At 62.9% G+C, this 14,537-nt stretch carries 19 protein-coding genes; 8 read left to right on the forward strand and 11 right to left on the reverse strand.

The genetic code is table 11. The features are described 5' to 3' along the window. Positions 1–13 precede the first annotated feature (13 nt). Positions 14–1,912, reverse strand: coding sequence for a molecular chaperone DnaK (dnaK, locus tag BMY84_RS11165; RefSeq protein ID WP_093083870.1), 1,899 nt, complete (start codon positions 1,910–1,912; stop codon positions 14–16). A gap of 172 nt (positions 1,913–2,084) precedes the next feature. Between dnaK and BMY84_RS11170 the strand changes: the two genes are divergently transcribed. The 4 genes from BMY84_RS11170 to BMY84_RS11185 are packed head-to-tail and all read left to right on the forward strand — an operon-like array spanning position 2,085 to position 3,604. Beyond that, positions 2,085–2,552, forward strand: a complete 468-nt coding sequence (locus tag BMY84_RS11170) for a copper chaperone PCu(A)C (RefSeq protein ID WP_093083871.1) — start codon at positions 2,085–2,087, stop codon at positions 2,550–2,552. Next, a complete protein-coding gene (locus BMY84_RS11175) occupies positions 2,549–3,022 on the forward strand; it encodes a vgr related protein (protein ID WP_093083873.1) in 474 nt (157 codons plus the stop codon). Before BMY84_RS11170 ends, BMY84_RS11175 begins: the two co-directional genes overlap by 4 nt. Positions 3,023–3,062: 40 nt before the next feature. Further along, the gene (locus BMY84_RS11180) at positions 3,063–3,308 is read left to right on the forward strand and encodes a type II toxin-antitoxin system ParD family antitoxin (protein WP_093083874.1); all 246 of its coding nucleotides are present in this window, start codon (positions 3,063–3,065) and stop codon (positions 3,306–3,308) included. Further along, the gene (locus BMY84_RS11185; protein WP_093083876.1) at positions 3,305–3,604 is read left to right on the forward strand and encodes a type II toxin-antitoxin system RelE/ParE family toxin; all 300 of its coding nucleotides are present in this window, start codon (positions 3,305–3,307) and stop codon (positions 3,602–3,604) included. The genes BMY84_RS11180 and BMY84_RS11185 overlap by 4 nt, the downstream gene beginning before the upstream one ends. 56 nt (positions 3,605–3,660) lie before the next feature. On the opposite strand, the gene sdhA is transcribed toward BMY84_RS11185, so the two are convergent. From sdhA to sdhC, 3 genes are read right to left on the reverse strand one after another with little or no spacing between them, the layout of a single operon-like run. Continuing rightward, complete coding sequence (sdhA, locus tag BMY84_RS11190; RefSeq protein WP_093013493.1) at positions 3,661–5,463, reverse strand: succinate dehydrogenase flavoprotein subunit; 1,803 nt, start codon at positions 5,461–5,463, stop codon at positions 3,661–3,663. Further along, a complete protein-coding gene (gene sdhD, locus BMY84_RS11195) occupies positions 5,463–5,852 on the reverse strand; it encodes a succinate dehydrogenase, hydrophobic membrane anchor protein (RefSeq protein WP_093083877.1) in 390 nt (129 codons plus the stop codon). Before sdhD ends, sdhA begins: the two co-directional genes overlap by 1 nt. Then, positions 5,852–6,247: a succinate dehydrogenase, cytochrome b556 subunit gene (gene sdhC / locus BMY84_RS11200; RefSeq protein ID WP_056683652.1), complete on the reverse strand. Its 396-nt coding sequence runs from the start codon at positions 6,245–6,247 to the stop codon at positions 5,852–5,854. The genes sdhD and sdhC overlap by 1 nt, the downstream gene beginning before the upstream one ends. A 199-nt stretch (positions 6,248–6,446) precedes the next feature. Between sdhC and BMY84_RS11205 the strand changes: the two genes are divergently transcribed. From BMY84_RS11205 to BMY84_RS11215, 3 genes are read left to right on the forward strand one after another with little or no spacing between them, the layout of a single operon-like run. Further along, positions 6,447–7,781 (forward strand): methyl-accepting chemotaxis protein, encoded by a 1,335-nt coding sequence (locus BMY84_RS11205; protein WP_093084069.1) that lies wholly within the window; start codon positions 6,447–6,449, stop codon positions 7,779–7,781. A gap of 51 nt (positions 7,782–7,832) precedes the next feature. Continuing rightward, positions 7,833–8,825, forward strand: coding sequence for a 50S ribosomal protein L11 methyltransferase (locus BMY84_RS11210; RefSeq protein WP_093083879.1), 993 nt, complete (start codon positions 7,833–7,835; stop codon positions 8,823–8,825). Positions 8,826–8,847: 22 nt separating this feature from the next. After that, positions 8,848–9,552: a dienelactone hydrolase family protein gene (locus BMY84_RS11215; RefSeq protein ID WP_093083880.1), complete on the forward strand. Its 705-nt coding sequence runs from the start codon at positions 8,848–8,850 to the stop codon at positions 9,550–9,552. Between the two features lie 10 nt (positions 9,553–9,562). Here the strand turns inward: BMY84_RS11215 and ruvC are convergent, their stop codons facing one another. From ruvC to BMY84_RS11250, 7 genes are all read right to left on the reverse strand, one after another. Then, the gene (gene ruvC, locus BMY84_RS11220; protein ID WP_093083882.1) at positions 9,563–10,054 is read right to left on the reverse strand and encodes a crossover junction endodeoxyribonuclease RuvC; all 492 of its coding nucleotides are present in this window, start codon (positions 10,052–10,054) and stop codon (positions 9,563–9,565) included. After that, complete coding sequence (locus BMY84_RS11225) at positions 10,051–10,452, reverse strand: endonuclease domain-containing protein (RefSeq protein WP_093083883.1); 402 nt, start codon at positions 10,450–10,452, stop codon at positions 10,051–10,053. Before BMY84_RS11225 ends, ruvC begins: the two co-directional genes overlap by 4 nt. Before the next feature lie 49 nt (positions 10,453–10,501). Then, the gene (locus BMY84_RS11230; protein ID WP_093083885.1) at positions 10,502–11,245 is read right to left on the reverse strand and encodes a YebC/PmpR family DNA-binding transcriptional regulator; all 744 of its coding nucleotides are present in this window, start codon (positions 11,243–11,245) and stop codon (positions 10,502–10,504) included. 73 nt (positions 11,246–11,318) lie between these two features. After that, positions 11,319–11,810: an arsinothricin resistance N-acetyltransferase ArsN1 family B gene (locus BMY84_RS11235; RefSeq protein ID WP_093083887.1), complete on the reverse strand. Its 492-nt coding sequence runs from the start codon at positions 11,808–11,810 to the stop codon at positions 11,319–11,321. Continuing rightward, positions 11,810–12,136, reverse strand: coding sequence for a heavy metal-binding domain-containing protein (locus BMY84_RS11240; RefSeq protein WP_177203984.1), 327 nt, complete (start codon positions 12,134–12,136; stop codon positions 11,810–11,812). The genes BMY84_RS11235 and BMY84_RS11240 overlap by 1 nt, the downstream gene beginning before the upstream one ends. Positions 12,137–12,280: 144 nt before the next feature. Then, complete coding sequence (locus tag BMY84_RS11245; RefSeq protein WP_056683669.1) at positions 12,281–12,523, reverse strand: DUF2312 domain-containing protein; 243 nt, start codon at positions 12,521–12,523, stop codon at positions 12,281–12,283. Between the two features lie 41 nt (positions 12,524–12,564). Then, on the reverse strand, positions 12,565–12,864 hold the full coding sequence (locus BMY84_RS11250; protein ID WP_093083888.1) for a DUF1244 domain-containing protein: 300 nt from the start codon (positions 12,862–12,864) through the stop codon (positions 12,565–12,567). Positions 12,865–12,969: 105 nt separating this feature from the next. On the opposite strand from BMY84_RS11250, the gene pyk reads away from it, so the two are divergent. Then, positions 12,970–14,427: a pyruvate kinase gene (gene pyk / locus BMY84_RS11255; protein ID WP_093083890.1), complete on the forward strand. Its 1,458-nt coding sequence runs from the start codon at positions 12,970–12,972 to the stop codon at positions 14,425–14,427. Positions 14,428–14,537 lie beyond the last annotated feature (110 nt).

Here is a 14,537-nt window from a genome sequence, read left to right on the forward strand (position 1 = left end):
CGATGGGCATAGCTTACGCCTTGTTGTCGTCCACTTCGGAGAATTCGGCGTCGACGACATCGTCATCAGCCTTGGGCGCGTCGGCGCCCGGAGCCGCCGCATTGGCCTGCTCCTTCTCGTAAATGGCCTGGCCGAGCTTCATGGCGACCGTGGCGAGTTCCTGCGCCTTGGCCTTCATGGCTTCGGCGTCGCCGCCTTCGATCGCAGTCTTGGTTTCGGCGATCGCGGCTTCGATCTCGCCCTTCAGCGAGGCGTCGACCTTGTCGCCATGTTCGGCCAGCTGCGCTTCGGTCGTGTGGACCAGGCTTTCGGCATTGTTCTTGGCTTCGGCCGCTTCACGACGCTTCTTGTCGTCTTCGGCAAAGCGTTCGGCATCCTTGACCATCTGGTCGATGTCGGAGTCGCTAAGGCCACCCGACGCCTGGATGCGGATCTGCTGTTCCTTGCCGGTGCCCTTGTCCTTGGCGGACACATTGACCAGGCCGTTGGCGTCGATGTCGAACGTGACTTCGATCTGCGGCACGCCGCGCGGCGCGGGCGGGATGCCGAGCAGGTCGAACTGGCCGAGGATCTTGTTGTCCGCCGCCATTTCACGCTCGCCCTGGAACACGCGGATGGTCACCGCCTGCTGATTGTCGTCGGCGGTCGAATAGACCTGCGACTTCTTGGCCGGGATGGTGGTGTTGCGATCGATCATGCGGGTGAACACGCCACCCAGCGTTTCGATGCCCAGCGACAACGGGGTCACGTCGAGCAGCAGCACGTCCTTGACGTCGCCCTGAAGCACGCCGGCCTGAATGGCGGCGCCCATGGCGACGACTTCGTCCGGGTTCACGCCGGTATGCGGTTCCTTGCCGAAAAATTCCTTCACGGCTTCGCGCACCTTGGGCATGCGGGTCATGCCGCCGACCAGAACGACTTCGCTGATCTCGCTGGCCGAAACGCCCGCGTCCGCCATCGCCTTCTTGCAGGGTTCCATCGTGCGCTTGATGAGATCCGCCACCAGACGCTCCAGATCGGCGCGGGTGATGGTCTTCACCAGATGCTTGGGACCATTCTGGTCAGCGGTGATGAAGGGCAGGTTGACCTCGGTCGTCTGGGCCGAGGACAGCTCGATCTTCGCCTTTTCAGCGGCTTCCTTCAGACGCTGGAGGGCCAGCTTGTCCTTGGTGAGGTCGATGCTTTCCGCCTTCTTGAAGTCGGCGGCCAGATATTCCACCAGCTTGGCGTCGAAATCTTCGCCGCCCAGGAAGGTATCGCCGTTGGTCGACTTCACTTCGAACACACCGTCGCCGATTTCGAGGATCGAAATGTCGAAGGTGCCGCCGCCAAGGTCATAGACGGCGATCGTCTTGCCATCCTGCTTGTCGAGGCCATAGGCCAGCGCCGCCGCGGTCGGCTCGTTGATGATGCGCAGCACTTCCAGACCGGCGATCTGGCCGGCGTCCTTGGTCGCCTGACGCTGGGCGTCGTTGAAGTAGGCGGGAACGGTGATGACCGCCTGCGTCACGGTTTCGCCCAGATACGACTCCGCCGTTTCCTTCATCTTCTGAAGGATGAACGCGCTGATCTGCGACGGGCTATATTCCTCGCCACCGGCCTTGACCCAGGCGTCGCCGTTCGGGCCCTTCGCGATGTCATAGGGGACGAGTTCCATGTCCTTCTTGGTCATGGGATCGTCAAAGCGGCGGCCGATCAGGCGCTTCACCGCGAAAATCGTGTTGTCCGGATTGGTGACTGCCTGGCGCTTGGCCGGCTGACCGATCAGACGTTCGCCATCTTTGGCGAAGGCGACGATCGAAGGAGTCGTGCGCGCCCCTTCCGCATTTTCGATGACCTTGGGCTTACCGCCGTCCATGACAGCGATGCAGCTGTTGGTGGTGCCCAGATCGATCCCGATAACTTTTGCCATCTCTTCCTCTTGTAACCCCAAATATTCAGCGGTTGACGGCCCAATACCTCACTAAAGCGCCAAGGCAAGGCCGGTTTGCAAGGGGGGATATAGGCGCGGTTCCGCTTGGCACAAGACGCTGGGACGATTAGCTAGTGGATAGACCGGAAACGAGACAGTTATGGAGTATCGGATGCGCGCCCGCTTTGCCCTCTTCGCCCTGGCCGCGCCGTTGGCGCTCAATGCCTGTGGCGACCCGGCCCCGACCTATATCGATCAGGCCTGGGTGCGGCTGTCGCCCAACAAGGATGCACCCTCGGCCGGCTATTTCGTGGCCCATGGCGGCGACGCAGGCACGCAATTGCGCGGCGTGATGACTGATTATGCGCTGAAAGTGGAAATGCACGAAACCGTCAGCAAGGACGGGATGACGACGATGGAAGCGATCGACAGCGTCGACATTCCGGCCAAGGGTCAGGTCAGCTTCGCGCCGGGCGGCAAGCATCTGATGATCTTTGGCGTCAATGATACGGCGATCAGCCGGGGCAAGATGCAGATGACCTTTCTGCTGGCCAATGGCGACCGGTTGCTGGTGGACGCGGTGATCCGCAAGCCCGACGGCACTGCGCCCAAGCCCGCCGATAACGCCGCCGCGCATTGACCAGCCGACCGCTTACCGGACAGGAAGTTGCGCTGGCCGGGTCGATATTCGGCCGGGCGATCGATTATGGCCGGGTGCGGGTGCATGAACGCAAATGGTGGCCATTCCAGCCGAAGGGCGTGACCATGGCGCCGGATGGCGACCTGTGGTTCCATCCGGAAGGCGGCCTGTTTTGCGCGGACTTCTGCGAAAGTCCGCTACATATTCAGGGGCATTTCATCCATGAGATGACCCATGTGTGGCAGGCCCAGCGATCGGGCAAATATTGGCTGCCGCTGATGCGGCACCCCTTCTGCCGCTATGCCTATGACCTTGTGCCCGGCAAACCGTTCGACCGCTATGGCATCGAGCAACAGGCGGAGATCGTGCGGCACATATTCCTGCTGCGACAGGGCGTTGCGGTGAAGAGCAAGCCGGGGCTGGCGGCCTATACGGGACTGCTGCCGTTCGATCGGTCCGTTACCGAGTGACAGCATTGAAGGCGCCCCGTTTTCTTGATAGCCTACTGCCATGAACGGCAAGTCAGCGCAGGTCGTGCTGGACGACCATTTTTGGGAATTTGCTGAACGCGAGGTCAGCGAGGGTCATTATGGCTCGACAAGCGATGTTATTCGCGCTGGCCTGAAATTACTGGAAAGCGAAAGGCTGAAGCTCGAAGCGTTGCGCGCCGCACTGATCGAGGGTGAGGAAAGCGGACCGGCTGAAGATTTTGATTTTGATAGCTGGCTGGAGCAGCGCTTCCCGGACATCAAATGAGCCGTCGCAAATTGGTCTATCTGCTTACGGCACTTGATGACCTCGACCGGATCGGCCGCGAAAGCGACGCCTTGTGGGGCCGAAGACAAACGCGAACCTATTTGCGATCCATTCGAGATACCGCCAAAAACCTCCTGGCTTTCCCCGGAACCGGAACAGACTGTTCCGATATCCGAGCCGGCTATCGGCGAAAGCGCGCAGGCGTGCATCACATCTTCTACCGATTGACGGGAGACGAAGTTCAGATCGTGCGCATCCTGCACGAACGTCAGGACGCAGCCAGCCAACTGCAATGAAAAAGGGCGGACCCTGCGGCCCGCCCCTTCTGTCTCTCCACCTGTCAGCGCGTCGCTTAGTAAACGCGGGCCTTGGGCTTCACATATTCCGCTTCGTCGGTCATCGTATAGTCGTGGACCGGACGATAATCGAGCGTCACCTTGCCGCTCGATCCACCCCAGCCTTCGAACCAGCTGATGGTGTGCTTCATCCAGTTTTCGTCGTCGCGGTTCGGGAAATCCTCATGCGCATGGGCGCCGCGCGATTCCTTGCGGGCTTCGGCGCCTTCCATCGTGCAGATGGCCTGGCTCATGAGGTTGTCGAGTTCCAGCGTTTCGATCAGGTCGGTGTTCCAGATCAACGAACGGTCCGTGACCTTCACGTCCTGAAGCCGCTTGTTGACGGCCTGCATCTGGGTGACGCCTTCGGCCAGCAATGCGCTGTCGCGGAACACGGCAGCATGCTTCTGCATGGTGCGCTGCATGTCCATACGGATGTCTGCCGTGGGCGTCGAACCCTTCGCATTGCGATAATGGTCGAGACGGCTGAGCGCCAGATCGGCGGCGTCGGCCGGCAGCGCCTTGTGCGGCGCGTTGGGCTTGAGGTTGTCCTTGAGGAACAGGCCGGTGGCGCGGCCGAACACGACAAGGTCGATCAGCGAGTTGGAGCCAAGGCGGTTCGCGCCATGGACCGACACGCAGGCCGCTTCGCCGACCGCGAACAGGCCGGGCACGATCACTTCCGGATCGTCGCCCTTCTTGGTGACGACCTGACCATGATAGTTACAGGGGATGCCGCCCATATTATAGTGGACCGTCGGGGTCACGGGCAGCGGCTGGCGGGTCAGGTCGACACCGGCAAAAATCTTGCCGCTTTCGGTGATGCCCGGCAGGCGTTCGGCCAGCACCTTGGGATCGATATGGTCGAGGTGAAGGAAGATATGATCCTTATGCTCGCCCACACCGCGCCCTTCGCGCATTTCCATCGCCATGGAGCGCGACACGACGTCGCGCGACGCCAAATCCTTCGCCGAAGGAGCATAGCGTTCCATGAAACGCTCGCCTTCGGAATTGGTCAGATAGCCGCCTTCGCCACGCGCACCTTCGGTGATCAGCACGCCCGCGCCATAGATGCCGGTCGGATGGAACTGCACGAACTCCAGATCCTGCAGCGGCAGGCCCGCGCGCAGCACCATGCCGCCGCCGTCGCCGGTGCAGCTATGGGCCGACGTAGCCGAGAAATAAGCGCGGCCATAGCCGCCCGTCGCCAGCACGACCGCATGCGCCTTGAAGCGATGGATCGAGCCGTCTTCCATGCAGATGGCGATGACGCCACGGCACTCGCCATTTTCCATGATCAGGTCGATGGCGAAATATTCGATGTAGAAGTCCGCGTCGTACTTCAGCGACTGCTGATACAGCGCGTGCAGCATAGCGTGACCGGTACGGTCGGCCGCAGCGCAGGTGCGCTGCACCGGCGGGCCAGCGCCCATATTCTGCATGTGGCCGCCGAACGGACGCTGATAGATGGTGCCATCCTGATTACGGCTGAACGGCACGCCGGCATGTTCCAGCTCGATCACGGCGGCAGGCGCTTCACGCACCATATATTCGATCGCGTCCTGGTCACCCAGCCAGTCCGACCCCTTGACGGTGTCGTACATGTGCCAGGTCCAGTGGTCCGGCGAATTGTTGCCCAGCGAGGCAGCAATGCCGCCCTGCGCCGCGACGGTGTGGCTGCGGGTCGGGAACAGCTTGGTGATGCAGGCGGTCTTCAGGCCCGCTTCGGCGCTGCCCATGGTCGCGCGCAGGCCGGAGCCACCAGCACCCACCACGACGGTATCGTAGGTGTGATCGATGATCTTATAGGCTTCGGTCATTACTTGACGATCCCGATGAAGGCGATCTTGGCGATCGCGAAGACGCCCGCGGCCGCGCCGCCAAAGGCATAGAAGTTGAGCAGCAGCATGGAGAGGAAGGCCAGACCCTTGTCATGGACATAATCCTCCAGCATCACCTGCATGCCCAGACGCAGGTGCATGAAGATGCTGACCACCATCAGCATCAGCGGCACCGCGACCAGCGGATTGTGAATCCAGTTGACCACGCTCTCATAGTCGAGGCCGGGCAGGCTGAGCAGGCTGAAGATCAGCCACAGCACCAGCAGCAGATTGCCGACGGCGCTATAGCGCTGCGCCAGCCAGTGATGCGCGCCATGCTTGGCGGAGCCGAGGCCGCGAACGCGACCGATGCCAGTACCGGTACCCATCAGAGCGCCTTTCCGAAGATGGTGAGCCAGACGAAGCCGGTCGTGAGCAGCGACAGGATGAAGGTCGCGATCGACCACATCTTGTTGTTCTTCAGCTCATAGCCGGCGCCCATGTCGAGCACGAAGTGCCGCAGGCCCGAGAAGAGATGCTGGAAAAAGAACCAGGAAAGGCCGATCATCACCAGATAACCGATCGGCGAAGTCGCACACTTCACGAAGGTCGCATAGGCCTCCGGACCGGTCGCGGCGGCCATCAGCCACCAGATGAGGCCCAGCGCGCCAGCGGTCGCCAGACCGTTGCCCGTCACGCGGTGCATGATGGAGACAGCCATAGCCGGCCCCCATTTCCAGATCGTCAAATGCGGCGAGAGTGGCCGGCTGGTGGAACGCGCCATGTCTACCCTAGTCCTTAGATACTTGTCCCTGAGTCCGCTCCCCTTAAGAGCGAAGCGGCCATAGGGCAAGTCGAGGAAAGCGACAGAAAGTTGCTGATGCTTTCGTGGCCACAATCGCACAGCCATAAGAAGTGATTAACCAACCCGCGCTATGGATGACCGGCAACCCGATCATGTTACCAGCAGGGGCCGTTCCTTCATGCCGTCCACCCTTCCCTCCGCCAACACCACGTCGGACTATCTGGCGGAAGTCGATCCCTCCGGCGCGATTGCCCGTACGGCACGCGAAATCGGCGAGCTGATCAGCGATGATCTCGGCAGTGTCGGCGCGATTTTCTTCACCACCTATATGCAGGAAACGGGGCTGCAACAGCAGTTGAACGGCGCCATCATCCGCCGGATCGAGGCGGAAGCCGGCAAATATGTCGAGGAAAAGCTGCTGCATTTCGCCGATGGCCGCTGGGCCGCGTCGGCCGCGGACTGCGTGCGCCATGCCCGCAAGCATGGCGTATCGGTGCGGGCCGTGCTCAATGCCGTCGCCACCGCCAATGCGCGCGTGTCCGACCTGATCTGGGAAAAGTGCAAGAGCGACGATGCGCGTTGCCAGCGCCTGATGCGGATGATGTTGCAGATTGCGATGATCGATTCGGGCTTCATGAGCAATGTCCTGGCCACCGATCAGGCGGAAACCCAGCGGGCCGAACGCCAGCGCTATGGCACCCTGTTCGAACAGCGAATCGTAGGGGAAATTGACGGCGCGTCGAAGCTGGGCGAATCGCTGCGCGAACAGGCCAAAGATGCCTCTGCCGCGACGCGCGGCATGCTGGGCAAAGCCTCCGAAGTCGCTGCCGCCGCCGAACAGTCCGCCCTCGCCATGCGCGAAGCCGCCCGGACCTCGGCCGGTCTGATCCGCGCGATCGAGGACGCCCGGACCGAAGTAGAAAGCTCCGCCGAAGTCGCGCGCCGAGCATCGGCCCAGTCGGGCGATGCCGTGACTATGTCGGCCACCCTGTCCGAACATGCCAAGTCGATCGAATCGATCCTGGGTCTGATCCGCGACATTGCCGGGCAGACCAATTTGCTGGCGCTCAACGCCACGATCGAGGCCGCCCGTGCGGGCGATGCCGGTCGCGGCTTTGCCGTCGTCGCGCAGGAAGTGAAGAGCCTGGCCAACCAGACCGCCCGCGCGACCGACGAAATCGCCAGCAAGATCGCCGATATCCAGGCCTCGACCCGCCAGTCGGTGGAAACCAACGAACGCATCCGCGACACGGTGGGCGAAGTCCGCGCCAGCGCGGACCGCATCCGCCACGCCATGGACGCACAGGCGCAGACGGTCACGATGATCACCGCCGCCGTCGATGAAACCGCGCTGGCGGCCGATTCGATGTCTACCACCATTTCAGCGATCCGTCAGGACACCGAAGTCGTCGCATCGGAAATCGACCAGCTGGAGCGCGGCTTCGTGAGCGTGGAGGGCAAGCTCGCCAGCCTGCGTCATGCGTCGTCCGACTTCGGGCGGCAGGTCGCGTAAAGCACGCAGCCACGCTTCCCCTGCCCCGCCGCCTCGGCTAAAGGCGGCGGGATGAATGATGCCGTAAAGCCCGCCCAGAGCTGGAAAGTCACCCTGCCCTGCACCCGCGCCGAAGCCGAAGCGCTGGACGGGGAGATCGCCGCCTTTGCCCTGATGGACCGGCCGCCGGTGCTGATGACCAGCGAGACGGCGGAGGATGAGAATATCTGGCAACTGGACGCCTATTTCGAGGGCAAGCCCAGCGCCGCCGCAGTCAAATTGCTGAAATCGCTGGTTCCCAGTGCCGCCGGTTCGAAGCCGGTGATCGAGCCATTGCCCGACGAGGATTGGGTGACGTTGAGCCAGCAGGGGCTGGAGCCCGTGACCGCCGGCCGCTTCCATGTCCGCAACATCGCCACCGACCCGGAACTGCCTGGCCATGTGAACCTGCTGATCGAGGCCGGTCGCGCCTTTGGCACCGGGCAGCATGAAACCACCGCCGGATGCCTTGCCATGCTGGACCGGATGCGCCGGGTGGGCATGCGCTTTAACAATGTCGCCGATATCGGCACCGGCACCGGGCTACTGGCCTTTGCCGCCCTGCACCTGTGGCCGCGCAGCTATGCCATCGCATCGGATATCGATCCGGTTGCGGTCGAGATCAGCGCCGAAAATGCGCGCGACAATGCGATCGCGCTGGGCGACGGGCGCGGTCGGCTCGCGCTGGTGACGGCGGCAGGCGCAGACCATAGCGCGATCGTCGGCCGGGCGCCCTATGACCTCCTCATCGCCAACATATTGGCCGGGCCGCTGATCGAACTGGCGCCCTCGCTCAGCGCGCTGGTGGAGGATGGCGGGACGATCGTGCTGGCCGGCCTGCTGAACGAACAGGCCGACGCCGTGATCGCCGCCTATCGCGCGCAGGGCATGCGCCTTGCCGAACGCAGCGACCGGGGCGACTGGCCTACGCTGCGCCTGCGCAAGCGGCCCAGCATCGGCTGGAAGCGCCCGAAGCGGATCAACAGCGCGGCGCGCGGCGAAGCCCCCGGTTTCGGCAGCATCTGACCCCCTAAAAGGAGACACAGCCATGGCGATTACCCGCCGCATCATCCTGCATGACGGATTCGAGAGCGTCGGGGTGGTCGATGCCGCCGCCGCGCCCGCGCCGGGCATCTTGCTCTTCCCCAATATATTGGGAACGAAGGAAGCCGATTTCGCCTATGCCGAAAAGGTCGCAGCGCTGGGCTATTCGGTGCTGGTCGCCGACGTTTTTGGTCAGGGCAAGCGCACCAGCCGGTCGGATGAGAATCCCGGCCTTTACATGGACCCGTTGAATGCCGACCGCGCCCTGCTGCGCGATCGCGTGAATGCGGCGCATGCGGTGCTGAAAGCCATGCCGGAAGTCGATGCCAGCCGCACCGCCGCGATCGGCTTCTGCTTTGGCGGGCGCTGCGTGCTGGACCTTGCCCGGTCAGGCGCGGACATTGCCGGCGGCGTCAGCTTCCACGGCGTCTATCAGGCTCCGCCCTTCCCCAATGCGACGATCAGCGCCAAGCTGCTGGTCTGCCATGGCTGGGACGACCCGATCGCCCCGGCCGAAGCCACCGTGGCGCTGGCGAAGGAACTGACCGAGGCCGGCTGCGACTGGCAGATCCATGCCTATGGGGGCACCAGCCACGCCTTCACCGACGAAGCCGTACATATGCCGGAAAAGGGTCTGGCCTATAGCCCGGACGCCGACCGGCGCAGCTTCCGCTCGATGAAGGATTTTCTGGCGGACCTGTTCGGCTAAGCGAATATGGTCAGCGCGTGGGAATACGCCGCGCGCTGGCCAGATGATGGGCATGGGTGATCGCCACGGCCAGCGCATCCGACGCATCCGGCCCGGCGATCTTCGCGCCGGGCAGCAGGCGCGATACCATGGCATGCACCTGATCCTTTGACGCATTGCCGACGCCGACGACCGATTTCTTGACGAGGCGGGCGGCATATTCGCCCACTTCCATGCCCGCCCGTGACGCATTGAGCAGGATCACGCCACGCGCCTGCCCCAGTTTCAGCGTGGATTGCGGGTTCACATTGACGAACACTTCCTCGACCGCAGCACCATCGGGGCGATGCTCCAGGATCAGGTCCGTCAGTGCAAGGTCAAGCGCCAGCAACCGCGTTGCCAGCGACATGCCCGAATCGGTCTTGATCTGGCCATTGCCGATATGGGTCAGCCGATTGCCGTCTGCGGCGATGATGCCCCAGCCAGTTGTGCCAAGGCCGGGATCGAGTCCGAGAAGGATCATAAACTCTCTGAGCTTAGCCCCTCCCCTTCAGGGGAGGGGTTGGGGTGGGGCCAGCGATCCGGCAGCGTTTCGAGCTGCGCCATGATCTGCACCAGAACGCCTTCGATATTCTCGGTAACATCCCGATTTGAGACGTGCAAAACAGCAACGCCCAAACCGATCAGTTCGGCATCCCTAACAGCCATTTCGTCTGCATCGTGCGTGTCACCATCGACTTCGATCGCGAAAGCTCTGGCAGGGCAGAAGAAATCGACGATCCGATTGCCGATCACATGCTGACGGCGGAATTTATAACCAAGCTGGGATCGAGACAGGTGACGCCAGAGGATCACCTCGAATGGTGTGGCGTCATGGCGCATATTCGCTGCATTTTTCAGCAATTGCGGGTTTTGCGCCATTCCCCACCCCAACCCCTCCCCTCAAGGGGAGGGGCTATGTACGGGCATCTTAGCCCAATTTCTCCATCACCTCGTCGGAAACCTCATAGTTCCCCCAGACGGTCTGGACGTCGTCATCCTCTTCCAGCGTGTCGACCAGCTTCATCAGCGTCGCGGCATTGCCTTCGTCGACTTCGACGGTGGTGGTGGGCTTCCAGGCGAGCTTGGCGCCATCGGCGGCGCCCAGCGTGGCTTCCAACGCCTTGGCGACTTCGTGCAGCGCGTCCATGGCAGTCCAGATTTCATGTTCGTCCTCGTTGGACGACACGTCCTCCGCGCCCGCTTCCAGCGCCGCTTCGAAGATCGCTTCGGCGTCGCCAGCGCTGGCCGGATAGGTGATGAGGCCGAGGCGATCGAAGCCATGGCTCACCGCGCCCGAAGACCCCAGATTGCCGCCATTCTTGGCGAAGGCGGTGCGGACATTGGTGGCGGTACGGTTGCGGTTATCGGTCAGCGCTTCCACGATGATCGCCGTGCCGCCGGGGCCATAGCCCTCATAGCGCACTTCTTCGTAATTCTCGGTGTCGCCCTTGCTCGCTTTGTCGACCGCGCGCTGGATATTGTCCTTGGGCATCGACTGGGCCTTGGCGGCGTTGATCGCCAGACGCAGGCGCGGGTTCATGTCCGGATCGGGCATGCCCATCTTGGCCGCGACGGTGATTTCGCGGCTGAGCTTGGAGAACATCGAGGAGCGCTTCTTGTCCTGCGCGCCCTTGCGATGCATGATGTTCTTGAATTTGGAATGGCCTGCCATAAGTCCTGAATTCTTATCTGCCGGTTGAAAGTGATGGGCGCCCTTACACCAGCGGCCGCCCCAAGGGCAACCTTCAGAGCAGTCGCTGCCACCAGCCGACATCGCGCCAGCCGTCCATCTTCCATCCCACTTCGCGATAGAGGCCGACAGGCGTGAAACCCATGGCCTCATGCAGGGCGACGCTGGCGTCATTGGGCTGGGCGATACCGGCAAAGACGGCGTGGATGCCGCGTGCCTTGAGGATCGGGAAAAGCGAGGCATAAAGCGCCCGCCCCACCCCCTGTCGGGCGAAGGCGGGATCGACATAGATGGCGACATCGGCGGAAGTCGCATAGGCGGCCCGGCTGCGATGGGCACTGCCATAGACATAGCCCGCAATCCGCCCGCCAGCGCCCTGCGCGACCAGCCAGCCGTGCGATGCGCCATGCTCGGCAATCCGGCGCGCCATTTCGACGGCACCGGGCGGGTCGGTTTCGAAACTGACCCAGCTATCCGTCACATAGGGGGCATAGATCGCCGCGCAGGCGACGGCATCATCGACCCGTGCCGGACGGATGCGGATCATCAATAGAGGATCGCCGTGCCGGACGCCGACACCATCAGCATCGATCCATTGGACCCGATGACTTCATAATCGAGGTCGACACCCACCACGGCATTGGCGCCCATGGTCGCGGCGCGCGTGCGCATTTCGGCAATCGCCTGTTCGCGGGCGCGCTGGAGCACATCTTCATAAGCGCCCGATCGCCCGCCCACGATATCGCGGACGCTGGCGAACAGGTCACGGAACAGGTTGGCGCCCACAATCACCTCTCCGGTGACGATGCCGAGATACTCTTTCGCGGGCCTTCCCTCCAGACGGCTGGTGGTGCTGACGATGATCTCGGCCATGGGCGCTCTCTTTCCTGTCTGGGTTACCGCACCGGCCTTCTCCCCCACCCGGCCGCCCAACGACAGTATCATATAGGCGGCCGGGTGGGGGAGAGGGCCGGTGCGGCTCAGAAAATGCGCCTCAGCGCATTTTTCAAAGACTCCCTATTCCATACCCAGAGCCGACAGGTAAGTCTGGAGGATCGCCTCCATCTCCTGCCGGTCATGCGGCTGCATCTTCCGCAGGCGGATGATCTGGCGCATGATCTTTGCGTCGTACCCTGTGGCCTTGGCTTCCAGATAGACGTCCTTGATGTCGTCGCCGATGCCCTTCTTTTCCTCTTCCAGACGCTCGATGCGTTCGATCAGAAGGCGTAGCTGGTCGGCGGCGACGTTGCCCTCGCTCATGTCATAACTCCATGTCAGTGTGAATCGGTTGGCGCTCGCCTCTAATGGGTGTCGGCGTTCTTCGCCACACTCTCCTGCATCTTTGCGATCTGCTGTGGCGTGGCCTCGCCCTGATGCTGCGCTTTCCAGTCGGCAAAGGGCATGCCGTGGATGATCTCGCGGGCCTGATCCTTGGTCAGATTGCCATCGGCCTCGGCTATCCAGTCGGCCAGGCAATTGCGGCAAAAGCCCGCGCTGCCCATCAGATCGATATTCTGGACGTCGGTCCGGTGCTGCAAATGCGCCACCAGACGGCGGAAGGCGGTTGCAGCAACCGCATCTGTGAGTATGCTATCGGTCATCGGCGATCCTTTTCGCTGATCTACATCATCCTGTCGTGCAGCACGGATAACCCATAACGACGCCCTGACAAGATTCAGGAGCGATCATGACGGCCAGGAGAAGACATGACTCAGTTACCGCCCCGCTCACGCAAGGTTCGCATCCTGGCGACGCTTGGCCCTGCCAGCGATACGCCGGAGATGATCCGCGCCCTGTTCGTCGCCGGGGCCGACGCCTTTCGCATCAATATGAGCCATGGCGCGCATGAAGATCATGCCGCGCGCATCGCCACCATCCGCACGCTGGAAAAAGAATTCAGCCGCCCGACCACCATTTTGGGCGACCTTCAGGGGCCTAAGCTGCGTGTCGGCACCTTCGAGAAGGGGCTGGCGATTCTGGAAACCGGCGCGAAATTCGTGCTGGACCGGGATGAAACGCCGGGCAATGCCCGCCGCGTCAACCTGCCCCACCCGGAAATCTATGCCGCGCTGGTGCCCGAAACCCGGCTGCTGCTGGACGACGGCAAGCTGGTGTTGCGGGTGAAGGCGATCGTCGACGACCGCATCGAGACGATCGTCGAGGTCGGCGGCACCCTGTCCAACCGCAAGGGCGTGAACGTGCCCGACGTGGTGGTGCCGGTGCCGGCACTGACCGACAAGGATCGGCGCGACCTCAGCTTCGCCATGCAGCAGGGGTGCGACTGGATCGCGCTCAGCTTCGTGCAGCGGCCGGAGGATCTGGCCGAAGCCCGCAAACTGATGGGCGGCTATGGCGCGCTGATGGCCAAGATCGAGAAGCCTTCGGCCGTACAGCGGCTGGAGGAGATTATCGAACTGGCCGACGGCGTGATGGTCGCGCGTGGCGATCTGGGCGTGGAACTGCCGCCCCAGGCGGTGCCGCCGCTCCAGAAGCAGATCGTCGCCACGGCCCGCCGCATGGGCCGCCCAGTGGTGGTCGCGACCCAGATGCTCGAATCGATGATCAAGTCCCCCTCCCCGACTCGCGCCGAAGTGTCGGACGTGGCGACGGCCGTCTATGACGGCGCCGATGCGATCATGCTGTCGGCGGAAACGGCGGCGGGCGACTGGCCGGTCGAGGCGGTGGCGATGATGGACAGCATCGCCCACAGCGTGGAGCGTGATCCGGGCTATTATGGTCGCCTCCATTACACGGAGACGCGCCCCGACCCGACCACGGCGGACGCACTGGCCGAAAGCGCCGGCAATATCGTCGATGTCGTGGGGGCCAGCGCCATCACCTGCTTCACCTCATCGGGCAGCACGGTGCGCCGCGTGGCGCGCGAGCGGCCCGCCGCGCCGATTCTGGCGCTGACGCCGCGTGCCGACACCGCACGCAAGCTGGGCCTGACCTGGGGTGTGCACGCCATCCGCACCAAAGATATCGGGACGTTCGAGGAAATGATCGGCAAGGCGCGACGCATGGCGCTGCGCCACAATATGGTCGAAAAGGGCGGCAAGATCGTCGTGCTGGCCGGTGTTCCCTTCGGCACGCCGGGATCGACCAACGTGCTGCATGTCACCACGATTCGCGGCGACGAACTGAAGGGCCGCGACGAGGGATAAGCCTTCTCCTCATCTCCGTTCGTTTCGAGCGAAGTCGAGAAACGGGAAGTGCTGCGCTGGCCGCTTCTCGACTTCGCTCGAAGCGAACGGCTTCTGAAAGCGATTCGCCA

The sequence above is a fragment of the Sphingobium sp. AP50 genome (assembly GCF_900109095.1).
In the GTDB taxonomy this organism is placed as follows: domain Bacteria; phylum Pseudomonadota; class Alphaproteobacteria; order Sphingomonadales; family Sphingomonadaceae; genus Sphingobium.